Here is a 14,779-nt window from a genome sequence, read left to right as displayed (position 1 = left end):
CTATATTATTCGGTATTAGCCCCGGTTTCCCGGAGTTATCCCAATCTGCAGGGCAGGTTGCCCACGTGTTACTCACCCGTCCGCCGCTAACTTGACCAGAGCAAGCTCTGATCAAATCCGCTCGACTTGCATGTATTAGGCACGCCGCCAGCGTTCGTCCTGAGCCAGGATCAAACTCTCCAAAAAGAAAGCTGACTTGCTCATTTGTTTCTTATTGAAAATGCGGGGTGCATTTCAATAAGAAGATAAAACTTAAAACGTTGACGTTTTTATTGATTTTGTTCAGTTTTCAATGTTCAATTTAATGTAGCGCCGTTAATTTCAAAATGTAAAACAGCGACTTTTAAATAATAACAGGTTGACCACCTTTCGTCAAGCATTATTATTTATTTCTCAAAGCCGCGCTTTCTTTCTCTCTCAGCGACGCTAATTAATATAACATGATCAAAATATCTAAGTCAACCTTTTCTCACGAAAAACTTTTAGTTCTTTTTAATTTGATAATAACGGTGGAACACACCTTGTCCTTTCGTTTGCACTGAAACGACTTGAACAAACTGACGGTCAATTAAATATTCCATAAGCGTTACAAGATCCACCGCATAATGAACCACTTCCTCTTGATTAAGCAGGTCATTAATACTCCACCATTCTTTTTCCTTCATCAAGCTCAGCAAATGCTCCGCCCCTCGCTTTGTTCGGGAGTGAATTAAAAATTCACTTGCTAAAAACAAGAGCTCCAGCCTTTTTTGCAGCGGCTCGTCACTTGTTAGCAGCTCCTCATACAGCTTGTAAATCTCCGGTTCGATATGCCGCACTTGATTCCAAACGGTTAATTCAGGATAAAATCCATTTTCGATAACTGACAGTCTTGCCAGGTGGTGAAGAGAATGAAGAACATGATTATAAGCATCTAAATAATGAGCATCGTTAAAAAACGCTTTTCCATCCGTGTAGCGTTTTATCAATTTAGCAAATTCAATCGTTATTTTAATTTTCCGGCCATAAAGAGGAAAGTCACGCATTTCTGTTTTTAACTCCTGCACGTATTCATTGCGGTCGAATACAATACGCCCATGGTAAAGCCATTCAATCACTTTTCGATTGGATCCTAAAAGAAGCCATTCTTTTAGTTGGGCTTCAGTTACAACGTACATAGCTGCTGTTTCTTCATTTCTGTCTACGTAATGCTTAATAAAAACGGGCTCCTCTGCTTCTTTTACAATGATCAGCAAAATAGAATCAAAGTTTTCAGTGAAAGCACGGTTTTGTTCGTTTTTCTGTACAGCTAATACCCCCAGTGTATTTTGCTGGCTGGTTCGTTCCTGATATAAAGGGCGCAATAAATCCTCCACTCGCTATTCCTCCAAACATTTAACATTCGTTTTGTTATGTTTCGACAAAAAATGTCGAATTCCTCCCACAAGCGTGAACGGATTATATGATATAGTGTTTGTTGGGAGGATGAAACGATGGCTAAAAAATATTCGAGTAAAATTAATAAAATCCGCACCTTTGCGTTAAGCCTTATTTTCATTGGATTTGTCGTCATGTACGGAGGTATATTCTTTCGCGAGAATTTTCTCGTTATGACGATTTTTATGCTGCTTGGCCTTGTTTGCATTGTGGCCAGTACGGTAGTTTATTTTTGGATCGGCCTTCTTTCCACACGGGCAGTACAGGTTGTTTGTCCAAACTGCGGGAAGCCGACGAAGGTGCTTGGGCGCGTCGATATGTGCATGTACTGTAATGAGCCGCTTACACTGGACGCTTCATTAGAAGGAAAAGAGTTCGATGAAAAGTACAACCAGAAAAAAAGCATAGATTCCTAGACAAAAAAACCTCCATCCCAAAAAGGGCAATGGAGGTTTTTTAGTGCAAATCTTTATGATTACATTCTGTGCATGTGCCGTATACTTCCATGCGGTGGTGGCTGATTTTAAAACCGGTCACGTGCGATGCAAGCTGTTCGACTTCATCGAGTCCAGGGTAATGAAAGTCAACAATTTTGCCGCATGACTCACAGATAACGTGATAATGCTCTGTTGTGACAAAGTCAAACCGGCTGGACGTGTCGCCGTAGGTCAGCTCTTTAACAAGTCCGACTTCCCGGAAAACACGCAAGTTATTATAAACGGTTGCAACACTCATATTCGGAAATTTTCCTTCTAATGCTTTATAAATGTCATCAGCAGTCGGATGTGCCATTGACTCGACGAGAAATTCAAGAATCGCATGGCGCTGAGGTGTAATGCGCACGCCGGTTTGCTTCAGCGTTTCAAGTGCATCCTTCAGCTGAGTATGAGATTCGTGGACATGTGTGTGTGACAATGAAATCCACCTCTTTTCTTCCTGAAAAGGATTATTACTTTGTAATCTTTATAAACAGTGTACAGCCAAATGAGCATCATTGTCAATGGGAAAGAAGAAACCGGCCTCCATGAGACCAGCTCCTCTCAGTACCCTTTTTCTACGTCAATAACGTTTGCGTAGTCTCCCCCATCGATAAAGCATCGCAAATTATGCACGAATATGTCCATCGCCCGCGGCACATACTGCTTTGTTACACTTGAAATGTGCGGCGTGACGGTAATGTTCGGGTGACGCCAGAACGGATGCGCTTCAGGAAGAGGTTCAATAGCGAACACGTCCAGGTACGCATGGGCAATCTCCTCATCGTTTATAGCCGATAAAAGAACAGTCTCTGATACGAGGTCGCCGCGTCCTATATTGATGAAGGCAGCTGTCTGTTTCATTGCTTCAAAATGTTCAGGCTGAAGCAGATCGACTGTTTCTTTTGTACTTGGCAAAACAGACACGACAAAGTCCGCTTCACGAACGGCAGCTTCCAGTTCGTCGATCGTAAAAATCTGATCGAATTCTTCTGCGTGGTGCCCGCTTTTATTGACACCAATCGTGCTCATACGAAAGGCTTTCGACAGCCTGGCGATTTCCTGGCCGATTGCACCTGTTCCAAGAATCGCGACTTCCTTGCCGCAAAGCTCTCCAAGCGGGAGCTGCTTATTCCACGTCTCTGACTGCTCAAGCGTCCGAAGCTCGGCAAAGCGCTTCACGTGATTCAGCATGTAGCCAAGCGTAAACTCGGCCATTGGAATCTTATGTATACCGCGGGCATTGGTGACAAGGATATCCCGTTCCTTTATTGCTTGAAGAGGCATTTCTTCAATACCTGCTGATGCGACCATAATCCACTTTAACGAGTGGCACTGGCGGATGATTTCTTCTGTTAAATCGGTGCCGAACGTAACAAGAATTTCTGCTTCCTCAATTGAGAGCACATCTTCTATCCCTTTGTAAAAAGAAAATGTTTCATTCGGAAATGTCGCTTGAATGTCCGACTGCATATCGCGAGACGGACGAAATGTGAACACAATATTCATCTTGAAATCCTCCTTAGCCTAACGCTTTAACCGCTTCAAGTGTCTCCTGTACATGATCCTTTACTCGCACTTTTCTCCACTCACGCACAACGACGCCTTCTTTATCAATTAAAAAAGTAGACCGTTCAATGCCCATATATTCTTTGCCAAAGTTCTTTTTCAATGTCCAGACACCGTACAAATTGGCTGCCACCTGTTCTTCATCAGCGAGCAGTGTAAAAGGCAGATCATGTTTTTCGATGAATTTTTGATGGCGCGCGGCCGGGTCCGGGCTAACGCCAAGAACGACTGTATCCTGTTCCGCAAACGCACTGTACTGATCACGAAAATCGCACGCTTCCGTCGTACAGCCTGGCGTCATGTCTTTAGGATAAAAATAAAGAACAATGTTTTTCCCCTTCAACTCGTCAATACTAACCATTTGCCCATCCTGGTCAGGCAATGAAAAAGCAGGCGCTTTCTTTCCAATTAATTCTGTCATCGCAATAATCCCCCTTTTCTTTTAGCGTAGCGAATCGTATGAAATTTCGCAACTGTCGTGTGATGCGTTGATTCCTTTTCTGAAGAGGTCTACAATGAAACAGAAAACCAATCAGGAGGCTACCTATTATGAATTTTACAAAATCAAAGGCGCTCCATCAAGAGGCGCTTGAACATATCGTCGGCGGTGTAAACAGTCCCTCACGCTCGTTTAAAGCGGTCGGCGGCGGATCACCGGTCGCCATGGCTCGCGGAGAAGGGGCTTACTTTTGGGATATAGATGGCAACCAGTATATTGACTACCTGGCGGCTTACGGACCAATCATTACCGGACATGCCCACCCCCACATTACAAAAGCCATTACAAAAGCCGCTCAAAACGGAGTGCTGTTCGGCACACCGACAGAGCATGAGGTTGTCTTTGCGAAAAAGCTGAAGCAGGCGATGCCAGCGCTTGAAAAGGTGCGCTTCGTCAACAGTGGAACAGAAGCAGTTATGACCACTATCCGTGTGGCACGCGCTTATACGAAACGCGATAAAATTATTAAATTCGCCGGCTGCTATCACGGCCATTCCGATCTCGTTCTCGTCGCAGCTGGAAGCGGACCGGCCACGCTCGGCACGCCTGATTCAGCCGGAGTACCGAAAAGCACCGCTCAAGAAGTGATTACGGTTCCGTTTAACGAAACAGCGCCTTTAGTAGAAGCACTGGAAAAATGGGGAGATCAGGTTGCAGCGGTTATGATCGAGCCGATTGTTGGCAACTTTGGCATCGTTGAACCAAAACCCGGCTTTCTGGAGGAAGTAAAACGGCTGACGCATGAAGCGGGCGCGCTGCTTATCTTTGATGAGGTCATCTCCGCTTTCCGCTTCACTTACGGCGGCGCACAGGACCTTCTCGGGGTGACACCGGATTTGACCGCACTGGGCAAAATCATCGGCGGCGGCCTTCCGATCGGTGCTTATGGCGGACGCGTCGATATTATGGAAGAAGTGGCTCCGCTCGGTCCGGCTTATCAGGCAGGGACAATGGCCGGGAACCCCGCTTCTATGCTGTCAGGGATCGCCTGCCTGGAGGTCATTGAACAGGATGGTGTTTATGAACAGCTTGATAAGCTGGGAGCCATCCTTGAACAAGGGCTGCTTCAAGCGGCATCAAAGGCCGGCATCCAGATTACGATTAACCGGTTAAAGGGTGCCTTGACGATTTATTTCACAGACGAAACCGTTGTGAACTACGAACAGGCTGAAGCAACAGACGGCGCGCTTTTTGCCAAATTTTTCAAAGAAATGCTGCACCGGGGCATTAATCTTGCGCCTTCGAAATATGAAGCATGGTTTTTGACCACTGCTCATAAAGAGGAAGATATTCAAAAAACAATTGAAGCGGCAGAAGAAGCCTTTGCTGCTTTACGTTAAATGAAAGGAAACGCCTTCACGAAAAAGGCGTTTCTTTTTTACTTTTCTGTCACTTGCAATGCCCTCTGTTCCGTTGTATAGTACAGTTTGTTTCAATCGCATTAATTTGCGGTAAATACGAAGAAACCCTACTATTTTCAGAAAGGACTTACCTATCACATGAAGCTTGGTGCCCGCATTTTCAAAACGGGAATTGCCATCGTTTTAGCTCTTTATATTGCTCAGTGGTTTGAGCTGCCATCACCTGTTTTTGCTGGTATCGCCGCTGTTTTCGCGATACAGCCGAATATATACCGTTCTTACTTAACCGTTGTTGAACAAATCCAGGCAAACGTCATCGGGGCGGCGATCGCCATTCTGTTCGTACTCGTTTTCGGCAATCATATTATTATCGTCGGCCTCGCCGCCATCATCGCTATTATTGTTCTTTTAAAATTTAAGCTTGAGAAGTCAGTCAGCATCGCGCTTGTCACGATTATTGCCATTATGGAAGTGCAGAATGACCAGTTTGTGCAGTTTTCGATGATTCGAATGTTCAATATATCCATCGGTGTTTTGTCTTCTTTTCTCGTCAATCTTATTTTTCTCCCGCCTAAATACGAAACAAAGCTGTTTGCTTCCCTTAATCAGCTGAGTGAAGAAGTATTGAAATGGATTCGAATCACATCCAGAAATGCGTCGGAATCTCATTTACTGAAAAAGGACATCAGCCGTCAGCGCGAGAAATTAATTAAAATTGATAACATGTTCCTTCTTTACAAGGAAGACCGGACGCCGCTTAAGAAAAACCTGCGGGCCAAGCAGCGTAAAATCGTTCTGTACCGCAAGCTGATTTTAACCACACGCCGGAGCATGGAAATCCTGCAGCGGCTGAACCAGTATGAAAATGAACTTCATCACTTGAATCCTGAGCTGCTGCGAACGATGCAGGATCATCTTGATTGCCTCGTCAGCTATCACGAGCACTTGCTTCTGCGCTTTGTCGGCAAAGCCAAAACGACGGAAACATCTGAAGTGCTGTTTGAGCCGTGCATGAACCGGGATGATTTTATGCATATGTTTACGAATGAAATTTACAACGAAAATAACCGGGAGCTCACTTCTTCCATCCACCTCCTTCATATCGTGTCTTCCATTTTGGAATACGGCGAAAAGCTTGAGCATCTGGATCATTTAATGACGAGCTTTTACAAATATCATAAGGATGATGAAGCACCTGAATACGAGGAAGAATGAAAAAACGATGCCAAAGCATGGCATCGTTTTTTTTATTGATCGAGCTGCTGCACCTGGAATAATTTCCAGTAGGCGCCTTGCTTTTTCATTAGTTCATCATGCGGTCCGTCTTCCACTACTTCCCCGTGGTCGATCACAACGATGCGGTCGGCGTGGGTGATGGTTGATAGACGGTGGGCGACGATAAAGGTCGTCCGTGTTTTTGCCAGTGCTTCTATGGCTTCTTGAATTAAATGCTCACTTTCCAGATCAAGAGCTGATGTCGCTTCATCTAAAATCAAAATCGGCGGGTTTTTCAGGAACACACGGGCAATAGCAACGCGCTGCTTTTGGCCGCCGGACAGCTTCACGCCCCGCTCCCCAACCTTTGTCTCATAGCCGTTCGGCAGGTTCATAATAAAGTCATGAGCATTGGCTGCTTTCGCCGCCGCAATGACGTCCTCTTCCTTTGCATCCGGACGGCCCAGCAAAATGTTTTCCCGTACAGATTCGCTAAAAAGAATATTATCCTGAAGGACCATGCCGATTTTATCCCGCAGCGAGCGGACATCAAAATCACGTATATCGGTCCCGTCCAGCAGAATGCTTCCTTCTGACACATCATAAAAACGGGGAATTAAGCTGACGAGGGACGATTTCCCTCCGCCGCTCATGCCGACCAGTGCGACGGTTTCTCCTGCCTTCACATGCAAATCAACATTCTTCAGCACAAGCTCTTCCTCTGCATCATAGCGGAATCCGACATGCTCAAACACAATGTCCCCTTTAACATTCCGGCACTCAACCGCACCCGGCTTGTCTTGAATGTCATATTTTTCGTCAAGCAGCTCAAACACACGGTCCATCGAAGCGATCGCCTGCGTGAGCGTTGTAGAAGAATTGACGAGTCGGCGCAGCGGATTGTACAAACGGTCAATGTATGCAATAAATGCCGCCATCGTTCCAACCGTTAAATTTCCGTCAATGACTTGAATTCCCGCGTACCCGATGACGAGCAGCGGTGCGATATCGGTCATCGTGTTGACAACGGCAAATGCTTTAGCGTTCCATGCGGTTTGATCAAGCGCTTTTTGCAGAAAGTTCCGGTTGTGCGTTTGAAACCGCTCCTGCTCCACCGGTTCAATCGCAAAGCTTTTAATGACCGGCATTCCCTGTACACGCTCGTGCAAATGGCTCTGCACTTCTGCCAGCGCCTGTGAACGAACACGCGTCAGGTGGCGTAAATTCCCGAAAAAATATCTGACGCTGAGTGCGTAAAATGGAAATACAACAAGCGCGACAAGCGTCAGCTTCACATCCATCGTCATCATAATGGCTGCCGCAATAACAATCGTCGCGGCATCGAGCCAGACATTCATTAAGCCGGTAATGACAAAGTTTTTCGTTTGCTCGACGTCATTGATCACACGTGAAATAACCTCACCTGCGCGTGTGTTTGCATAATATTTAAAGCTCAGCTGCTGAATGTGGGCAAACAGCCGGTCCCGAATATCATATAAAATTTTGCTGCCGGTCCATTGCGCAAAGTATTGCCGGTAATATTCAACCGGATACCGGACAACGATAAACAAAATCAGCATCAATCCAATTAGCCAGTAAAGCTGTTCTTTTTTATCCGCTGCACTCATCGACCCGCCGATAATATCATCAATGACATATTTAATTAAAATCGGCAGCAGCAGCGGAATCCCGAATTTCAAAATGCCGATCAGCAGCGTTCCGGCAATTTGCCACTTATATGGCTTGACGAACTGCATATACCGTTTTATAACGCCCATTTATTCCCCTCCTTGCTTCACCACGAAAAAGAACTGTCCTACAGCATCAGGACAGTTCTCCTTCATTTGCATAGCTGTGAGTATTTTCCGTACCACCGTTCAATAAATCCGGGCGAAAATGGCCCTTTCTGCTGTTCAATTAAAAACAAAAGGTGATCCATATTCCGGCGCAGGATTTTATCAATCACTCCCGGATAATTCATTTCCCGGCTATGCTGCCTGTATTCATCTTCATCAAGCAAAATGTACGTCATATCCGGAAAAACCTTCACATCAAGATCATAGTCAATGTACTTGAGCGCCCCCTGGTCAAACACGAATGGCGAGCTAATATTGCAATAGTAATGAATGCCATCCGCACGAAGCATGCCAATAATATTAAACCATTTACGTGTATGAAAGTAACAAATCGCCGGCTCGCGTGTGACCCACGTCCGTCCGTCCGATTCCGTTACAATTGTCCGGTCGTTTCCGCCAATGACAATATTTTCAGTTGCTTTTACGACAACTGTTTCTTCCCACACCCGATGAATGTGGCCGTTATGCTTGTAGCTGTGAATCTGCACCGATTCACCTTCTGCAGGAATCTCCATCGTTGTCCCCTACTTTCTAGCGTCACATGCTTTTTTATTCCCATTTTGCATGGACGGTAAAACGTTCATCTACCATTATAACGATTAATCCCTTAAATGAAAACAAATGACGCCCTGGAAGTCCGGGGCGTCATTTGTTTTCATTTAATAAGGTTTTGAAGAAGCATTTTTCTTGCGTGCTTCCGACTGGGCGTTTTGTTTTTGCACTTCCTGTACATTTGTTTCTGCCGCATATTCCTCTGCATACGCTTTAGATGGGTTTGCCGTCATATTACGTGCATTCCGGCGCATTTGAGCCGACCCTGCTCCTGCATTTTGAGCGGAAGCGGCGTTTTGCTGTTTTACCTCCTGGACATTCGTCTCAGAAGCGAACTCTGTTTTGTACTGCCCCTGTGCTGCAGCTGCATTTTGCTTTTTCACGTGGTTGATGTCTGTACCGGCTGCGGTTTTATTGCGATTGTTGTTCATCTTCTCACCCCTGCGGTTAATTTTTTTCATTGTGGCCTGTTGCTCTCCACGATGATTATATTGACCGAAAACGGAGAAGATTATGCGTAAGGATTTAAACGAGTAAGGAGCGCCCGCCATCAACGATAATGGTTTGACCCCGAATCATAAAAGCACCTGGCGACGCTAAAAAAAGGACGGTCTGGACAATATCATCTATTTCGACAATCCGTCCGGCCGGTGTATTTTCCTTTGCATCTGCCAATATTTCATCCCGATTGGAGAAATGCTTTAGTGCATCTGTATCAATCGCGCCACCCGATACTGCGTTCACGACAATATTCTTCTGCGCAAGCTCAACGGATAAATAACGTGTCAGCGCTTCTACAGCTGCTTTCGACACGCCGACAGCTGTGTAATTTTTCAAATAGCGGATCGCTCCGAGCGAGCTGATGCTAATGATAGAACCGCCGCCTGTCTTTTCCATCCGCTTCGCTGCTTCCTGTGCACAAAACAGCAAGGCTTTGCTATTAATGTCCATCGTCCAGTCCCAGTGCTTTTCTTCAAGCTCCATAATCGGGCGCTGCACACCGGACGCGGCGTTGTTGATCAATACATCAAGCCGTCCGAATTCCTGATCAATCGTTTCAAACATCTGCTTGATTTTAGACGTGTCGCCCACATTTGCTTTAATGACGAGCGCACGGCGTCCAAGCGCTTCGATTTCTTTTGCCGTTTCCTCTGCGGCTGTTTTGCTTCGTGCGTAATTCACGACAATGTCATACCCCTGCTCAGCAAGCGCCAGGGCAATTGCTTTGCCAACGCCTCGGCTTGAGCCGGTTACTAATGCTGTTTTCATGCTTCCATTCCTTTCACGTGCTGCCAGATTTTTTGGTGAGAAACAGAGAAAGCGTACGTTTCCACGTCCTCTTTTGAAACAAATTTTGTCCGGTCTTTTGCTGATTTCAGCTCGATTGTTCCAATATATACATCAATTTCCCACGTTAAATGAGAAAAGACATGGATAATTTCAGTGGATTTCTCTGACTGGATTTGAGCTGTCATGCCGAATTCCGCCTGGATGAACGACTCCAGAGCAGCTCTCGGATTGACGCCGACTGGCAACTCCACATTCGGAAATTGCCACAGGTTCGCCAGCAAGCCTTTTTTAGGACGCTTCTCAATGAGGACCGTTCCATCCGGCGCCTGGAGAACAACGGCGCCCATCCGCACTTTTTTGTCCGATTTCTTTTTTGTTTTCACCGGCAGCTCCCGCTGAACGCCTTGCTCAAATGCTTCGCAATGGTTTTGAACCGGGCAGAGGAGGCACGCCGGTGATGTTGGCGTGCAAACCGTCGCACCAAGCTCCATCAGCGCCTGGTTAAAAGAAGACGGGTCTTTTTCGTACATGACATGCCGGACTGCCTGCTCAAACACTTTCCGGGAAGCTGGCTTGGCAATATCGTCCCAGAGCGCGAGCAGGCGTGACATGACTCGCATGACATTTCCGTCAACTGCCGGTTCAGGAAGTCCGTACGCAATACTTAAGACAGCGCCGCCTGTATACGGACCGACGCCTTTTAAGGATAAAAATTCATCTTTGTCAGCGGGCACGGTACCGCCATAGCTTTCGGCGACCTCTCTGACCGCTGACTGCAGGTTTCGGGCTCGTGAGTAGTAGCCGAGCCCCTCCCACGCCTTCATCACTGCTTCTTCATCCGCATATGCAAGCGATTCAACAGTGGGAAACTGTTCCATAAACCGGTGAAAAAACGGGATGACCGTATCGACGCGCGTTTGCTGAAGCATAATCTCCGACACCCATATTTTGTACGGGTCACGCTCGCGCCGCCACGGCAGATCTCGTTTCTCTGCTTCATACCATGTAACTAAATCCTGTTGAAATTTGTTGACATTCATTTTATTCAATGCGCTGTTTTCCGGCAAAATTCTTTTCCTCCGCTTTCTGCATGTTACAATAGACTCGAGAACGGGAATACTATTGTCGTTAGATCTTTTCGTAAAGGAGGCTGTCCATTTGGATACTGGCACTCATATTGTCATGGGCTTTGCACTCGGGGGACTTGCGACACTTGATCCCGTTGTGGCTGCAGATCCTGTAACAAAGTACGCGGTCATGACGGCCGCCGTCATCGGGTCGCAGGCGCCTGATATTGATACGATTTTAAAACTCCGCAACAATGCGGTTTATATCCGAAACCACCGGGGAGCGACCCATTCGATACCAGCTGTACTGCTTTGGCCGCTGCTGATCACCGGCGCCCTGTTTTTTGTTTTTCCGGATGCCAATATGCTTCATCTCTGGCTTTGGTCGCAAATCGCTGTATTTCTGCACGTATTTGTCGATATTTTCAATTCATACGGCACACAGGCACTTCGTCCGTTTTCATCCAGGTGGGTGGCACTCGGCGTGATTAACACGTTTGATTCATTTATTTTTACGATGCATGTGATCGGGCTTCTGCTTTGGTGGCTTGCCGGCTTTGATCCGGCAATGACCTTTATCATCATTTATTCGGTGCTGTTTCTTTATTACATTCTCCGCTTTCAGATGCAGGCGGCTATTCGCCATTCGGTCCGCCGTTTAATTCCGGATGCGGAAGAAATCATTATCGCACCGACAATCCGCTTTAACCAGTGGCGCATCGCCGTAAAAACACCGGATCACTTTTATGTGGCAAGAGGCTTTCGCCGCTCTGTAACAATTTTGGACAAGTACAAGCGCGTCCCTGTACCGGACTCAACCCTCTTTGAAGCTGCGAAAAAAGATAAAAATCTAGGCGCATTTCTTCACTTTTCGCCTGTATACCGGTGGGAAATGGCCGAATATGATGATTGTTATGAAGTAAAGTTTATTGACCTTCGCTACCGCAGCAAGGAATACTATCCATTCGTCGCTGTCGTTCAGCTTGATTTGGATTACAATATCATCGGGTCCTACACCGGCTGGATTTTCAGTGAAGAAAAACTGCGCAAAAAGCTGACATTTCTTCCGGGTGATTAATGTACGGTATCGCTTGAATCATCAAGCAGATGCTTGTATTTCGGATTGCGGGCGGCGAATTCGTGGATATTGGTGCCGTAGCTGTCAATCAGCTGCGTCACCATTTTTTCTGTAAAGTCCTTGCCTCGGTAATCATAGCCTGCTTTTGCGTAGGATGTTTCAAAATCCTCCCATAGAAGCTCTACCCACGTGCGTGCGCGTGCAACTGACAGGCGGCTGTTTTTTTCAAGCAGCCGCTCTGTTAATTTCTGAAACGTTTCTTCCATCTTATGACACTCCTTTATTTAATAATGAAATCGGAATCCCCTCTTCCGCTCCATCCCCGTTTAACCGGTACCCCCAGGCGAATACGCCATTTAAATATGCCACTTTAAAGTATTGCCCCGGGTCCGTTTTCAGCTCGTACATTCTCCCCGGCTTGTAATCATCCGGATTCAGCAAATACGCCTGCGCCATCGACACACGCCGCTCGTACACGGCAAACTCGTTGACGATGCCAAGCTGTTCAGCTTTGCGTGCTTTTTCCCGGAGCTGTGCAATTTCCTGCTTCAGCTCCCCTTCACTCATTTCACTGTACCGCTTTTCCTGCTCCATGTTTATCTCTCCTCTTCCTCTAACAGCCGGTTAATTGCCCGGTCAATGTCCGTTAAGTCGAATCCCTTCCGGTAAAGAGCCGTTTTCATCTTTTGCCGGTATTCACGCGCTTCGAGTGCCCGGTATCTGCGATGCGCTTTTTCGGCCTGGTGCATGAGTGCTTCTTGTTCCGCTTCTTCGTCCGGCTCAAGGGCGTTGGCCGCTTTTTTCATCACAGCCGCCGAATAGCCTTTAGTCAAAATAAGCTGTTCGGCTTTTTTTTGCTGGAGAAAAGCTGAATCTTTCTTGTATTTTTTCAGCGCTTTTTCAAAGAGGACACCTGCTTTTTCAACCTGCGCCTCTACGGTAAACTGCTCCATCAGTGAAGCCGCTGTATCATCGCGGATTCCCTTTTCCTTTAATTCACGCAAAATGACAGCCGGGCCTTTTTCTGTCGTTTGAATCTGCGTTTTAATATACGCATCCGCAAACTGCTCGTCATTTAAATACCCCATTGCCCCAAGCCGCTCCATGATTTCTTCGTGCGCCTCTTGATCGATCTCTTTCTTTTTCAAGTAATCACGCACTTCTTTTTCAGACCGCATCCGCATAGACAGAAAGTTGATGGCTGTGTTAACACCCCGCTGAACACCGTCGCGAAGCCCAATGCGGGCAATATCTTCTTCTGTAAGCGTCTGCCCCTTTTTTAAGTTAAACTCAATGAGCACCGCTTCGTCCGCGCTGAACGCATATTGTCCGTCAATATCTATATTATAACGGTCCACTCGTTTTTGCTGTATGGCTATTTTTGTAATCACACCCACTTGATCTCCTCCATGGCACATTCGATTTGTTTGTTTAGTGAGCAGAACAGGTACACTAGTAATATAAAAAACTGGGAGGTCGTCATGATGAAAGCTGTTATTGCAGGCGGAACCGGATTCGTTGGCAAGGAACTTACCGAAGAGCTGATCCGCCACGGATACGATGTTACTATTTTAACGCGAAACACGGAAAATAAGAAAGAAGAAGCACACGTTCGTTATGTGAAATGGCTGTCTGCCGGTGCCAAACCCGAGGCGGCGCTTGAAGGAAGCGACGTTTTCATTAATTTGGCGGGAGAATCGATTAACAGCGGCCGCTGGACGGAGGAGCGTAAAAAACGGATTTTAAGCAGCCGCATTGCTGCTACACAGGAAATCGTTCGAATCATGAAGGAACTGAAGCAAAAGCCAAAGGTACTTGTAAACGCGAGTGCAATCGGTATTTACCCGATTTCTGAAACAAAAGCATTTACAGAAGCCTCTCCGGCAGCTGGTCACGGATTTTTAAGCAATGTTGTCGATACGTGGGAAAAAGAAGCCATTGAGGCAGACAAAGCAGGAATTCGAACGGTGCTGGCCCGTTTTGGTGTGATCCTCGGTACTGAAGATGGAGCGCTGCCCAGAATGGCGCTTCCATACAAATACGGTGCCGGCGGGAAAATTGGCTCCGGGCGGCAATGGATGTCCTGGATTCACGTGGAGGATGTTGCCCGGGCGATTCGATTTGCAGCTGAACATGAATCCATTGAAGGACCGATGAACGTGACGGCGCCCAATCCTGTCCGCATGAACGATCTCGGCAAGACATTGGCCAAAGTGCTCGGGAAGCCGCACTGGCTCTTCGTACCGGAGCCGGCTCTAAAGCTTGCGCTTGGTGAAATGAGCACGGTTGTCCTGGACGGGCAAAAGGTGCTGCCGGAAAAACTCACGCAAAACGGCTTCCAGTTCAGCTTCCCGCTTATTCGCAGCGCGCTCGATCATTTGTACAAGGAATAAATAAAAA

Annotated in this window: 17 protein-coding genes and 1 rRNA gene; 5 read left to right on the top strand and 13 right to left on the bottom strand. The window is 46.6% G+C overall.

Annotation, left to right across the window (positions count from 1 at the left end; translation table 11 throughout):
• Positions 1 to 186: ribosomal RNA gene (locus BW952_RS11125) — 16S ribosomal RNA — on the bottom strand; the annotation flags it as partial.
• A gap of 296 nt (positions 187 to 482) precedes the next feature.
• Positions 483 to 1,355, bottom strand: a complete 873-nt coding sequence (locus BW952_RS11120) for a nucleotidyltransferase-like protein (RefSeq protein WP_045852483.1) — start codon at positions 1,353 to 1,355, stop codon at positions 483 to 485.
• 117 nt (positions 1,356 to 1,472) lie between these two features.
• On the opposite strand from BW952_RS11120, the gene BW952_RS11115 reads away from it, so the two are divergent.
• Complete coding sequence (locus BW952_RS11115; protein WP_045852482.1) at positions 1,473 to 1,832, top strand: YgzB family protein; 360 nt, start codon at positions 1,473 to 1,475, stop codon at positions 1,830 to 1,832.
• Between the two features lie 40 nt (positions 1,833 to 1,872).
• Here the strand turns inward: BW952_RS11115 and perR are convergent, their stop codons facing one another.
• The 3 genes from perR to bcp all read right to left on the bottom strand — a co-directional run bounded on the left by perR (position 1,873) and on the right by bcp (position 3,882).
• Positions 1,873 to 2,331, bottom strand: coding sequence for a peroxide-responsive transcriptional repressor PerR (gene perR, locus BW952_RS11110; RefSeq protein ID WP_045852481.1), 459 nt, complete (start codon positions 2,329 to 2,331; stop codon positions 1,873 to 1,875).
• Between the two features lie 125 nt (positions 2,332 to 2,456).
• Positions 2,457 to 3,401, bottom strand: coding sequence for a D-2-hydroxyacid dehydrogenase (locus tag BW952_RS11105; protein ID WP_045852480.1), 945 nt, complete (start codon positions 3,399 to 3,401; stop codon positions 2,457 to 2,459).
• A gap of 13 nt (positions 3,402 to 3,414) precedes the next feature.
• Entirely contained in the window at positions 3,415 to 3,882 is a 468-nt protein-coding gene (bcp, locus tag BW952_RS11100; RefSeq protein WP_045852479.1) for a thioredoxin-dependent thiol peroxidase, read from the bottom strand.
• A gap of 128 nt (positions 3,883 to 4,010) precedes the next feature.
• On the opposite strand from bcp, the gene BW952_RS11095 reads away from it, so the two are divergent.
• Both BW952_RS11095 and BW952_RS11090 read left to right on the top strand, forming a co-directional pair.
• Entirely contained in the window at positions 4,011 to 5,300 is a 1,290-nt protein-coding gene (locus BW952_RS11095; RefSeq protein WP_045852478.1) for a glutamate-1-semialdehyde 2,1-aminomutase, read from the top strand.
• A gap of 159 nt (positions 5,301 to 5,459) precedes the next feature.
• Positions 5,460 to 6,536, top strand: a complete 1,077-nt coding sequence (locus BW952_RS11090) for an FUSC family protein (RefSeq protein ID WP_045852477.1) — start codon at positions 5,460 to 5,462, stop codon at positions 6,534 to 6,536.
• A gap of 32 nt (positions 6,537 to 6,568) precedes the next feature.
• On the opposite strand, the gene BW952_RS11085 is transcribed toward BW952_RS11090, so the two are convergent.
• The 5 genes from BW952_RS11085 to mutY all read right to left on the bottom strand — a co-directional run bounded on the left by BW952_RS11085 (position 6,569) and on the right by mutY (position 11,301).
• A complete protein-coding gene (locus BW952_RS11085) occupies positions 6,569 to 8,314 on the bottom strand; it encodes an ABC transporter ATP-binding protein (RefSeq protein WP_045852476.1) in 1,746 nt (581 codons plus the stop codon).
• Positions 8,315 to 8,376: 62 nt separating this feature from the next.
• Positions 8,377 to 8,907 (bottom strand): nucleoside tri-diphosphate phosphatase, encoded by a 531-nt coding sequence (ntdP, locus tag BW952_RS11080; RefSeq protein WP_045852475.1) that lies wholly within the window; start codon positions 8,905 to 8,907, stop codon positions 8,377 to 8,379.
• Between the two features lie 144 nt (positions 8,908 to 9,051).
• Positions 9,052 to 9,375, bottom strand: coding sequence for a gamma-type small acid-soluble spore protein (locus BW952_RS11075; protein ID WP_045851387.1), 324 nt, complete (start codon positions 9,373 to 9,375; stop codon positions 9,052 to 9,054).
• A gap of 94 nt (positions 9,376 to 9,469) precedes the next feature.
• Complete coding sequence (gene fabL / locus BW952_RS11070) at positions 9,470 to 10,213, bottom strand: enoyl-[acyl-carrier-protein] reductase FabL (protein ID WP_045851386.1); 744 nt, start codon at positions 10,211 to 10,213, stop codon at positions 9,470 to 9,472.
• Positions 10,210 to 11,301, bottom strand: a complete 1,092-nt coding sequence (mutY, locus tag BW952_RS11065) for an A/G-specific adenine glycosylase (protein WP_414735815.1) — start codon at positions 11,299 to 11,301, stop codon at positions 10,210 to 10,212. The genes fabL and mutY overlap by 4 nt, the downstream gene beginning before the upstream one ends.
• A 91-nt stretch (positions 11,302 to 11,392) precedes the next feature.
• Here mutY and BW952_RS11060 point away from each other — a divergent pair, with 91 nt between their 5' ends.
• Entirely contained in the window at positions 11,393 to 12,379 is a 987-nt protein-coding gene (locus BW952_RS11060; protein WP_045851385.1) for a metal-dependent hydrolase, read from the top strand.
• Here the strand turns inward: BW952_RS11060 and BW952_RS11055 are convergent.
• From BW952_RS11055 to recX, 3 genes are read right to left on the bottom strand one after another with little or no spacing between them, the layout of a single operon-like run.
• Positions 12,376 to 12,645 (bottom strand): YfhJ family protein, encoded by a 270-nt coding sequence (locus BW952_RS11055; RefSeq protein WP_045851384.1) that lies wholly within the window; start codon positions 12,643 to 12,645, stop codon positions 12,376 to 12,378. The genes BW952_RS11060 and BW952_RS11055 overlap by 4 nt on opposite strands.
• A gap of 1 nt (position 12,646) precedes the next feature.
• Positions 12,647 to 12,973 carry a YfhH family protein gene (locus tag BW952_RS11050; RefSeq protein ID WP_045851383.1) on the bottom strand — a complete coding sequence of 109 codons (327 nt, stop codon included), beginning with the start codon at positions 12,971 to 12,973 and terminating at the stop codon, positions 12,647 to 12,649.
• Positions 12,974 to 12,975: 2 nt separating this feature from the next.
• Positions 12,976 to 13,776, bottom strand: a complete 801-nt coding sequence (recX, locus tag BW952_RS11045) for a recombination regulator RecX (protein ID WP_045851382.1) — start codon at positions 13,774 to 13,776, stop codon at positions 12,976 to 12,978.
• Positions 13,777 to 13,863: 87 nt separating this feature from the next.
• On the opposite strand from recX, the gene BW952_RS11040 reads away from it, so the two are divergent.
• The gene (locus BW952_RS11040; protein ID WP_045851381.1) at positions 13,864 to 14,772 is read left to right on the top strand and encodes a TIGR01777 family oxidoreductase; all 909 of its coding nucleotides are present in this window, start codon (positions 13,864 to 13,866) and stop codon (positions 14,770 to 14,772) included.
• Positions 14,773 to 14,779 lie beyond the last annotated feature (7 nt).

It is taken from the genome of Domibacillus enclensis (assembly GCF_900156125.1).
Taxonomy (GTDB): domain Bacteria; phylum Bacillota; class Bacilli; order Bacillales; family Domibacillaceae; genus Domibacillus; species Domibacillus enclensis.
Note: the sequence above shows the minus strand (reverse complement) of the source record. Positions and strands in the feature narration are given on the sequence as shown.